Annotated in this window: 1 protein-coding gene; it reads left to right on the top strand. The window is 76.0% G+C overall.

All coding sequences use genetic code 11. The features are described 5' to 3' along the window. Positions 1-611, top strand: a 611-nt coding sequence (imuA', locus tag IZR01_RS49440) for a DnaE2-dependent mutagenesis accessory factor ImuA' (protein ID WP_194927920.1), incomplete at its 5' end; no start/stop codon positions are given. Positions 612-647: the final 36 nt, after the last annotated feature.

Below are 647 nucleotides of genomic sequence, written 5' to 3'. Positions count from 1 at the left end.
GACTGCCGGCGTTCGGGATCGCGGCGGCCTCGGGGATGGGCGCCGATCTCGGGCGCTTCCTGATGCTGGACGAGCCCGGGGAGCGGTGGGCCGAGGCGGTGACCGTGCTGGCCGGTGCGGTGGACCTGGTGCTGGTGCGGCCGCCGCGCCGGCCGGGGGGTGAGCAGGTGCGGCGCATCGGGGCCCGGATCCGGCGCACGGTCCGCCAGCGCGGTGCGGCATTGGTGGTGGCCGGTGACTGGCCGGGCGCCGATCTGCGGCTGCGGCTGACGGACGCGGCGTGGTCCGGGCTCGGCGAAGGCACCGGGCATCTGACCGGACGGCAGGTCACGGTCGTCGCCGGCGGCCGCGGCGCCGCGGGCCGGGAGCGCACGGCTCGGCTGTGGCTGCCGGCGGCCGACGGGGCGGTGCGCGAGTGGAGCGCGGAGCTGGACGCGGGCACAGGTGCGGACACAGACACAGGCACAGGCACAGGCACAGGCACAGGCACAGGCACAGGCACAGGTACAGGCATGGGCGCGCCGACGCATTCGGGGGATGCCGAGCGGCGGCCCGGGGTGGCTGCGGAGATCAGGGACGGCGGCGAGGTGGTGCGGCTGTGGAGCGCATAGAGCCACCTCACGCCCCACAAAGAAAGGAGCCACCCC

The sequence above is a fragment of the Catenulispora pinisilvae genome (assembly GCF_015356865.1).
Lineage (GTDB): Bacteria > Actinomycetota > Actinomycetes > Streptomycetales > Catenulisporaceae > Catenulispora > Catenulispora pinisilvae.
Note: the sequence above shows the minus strand (reverse complement) of the source record. Positions and strands in the feature narration are given on the sequence as shown.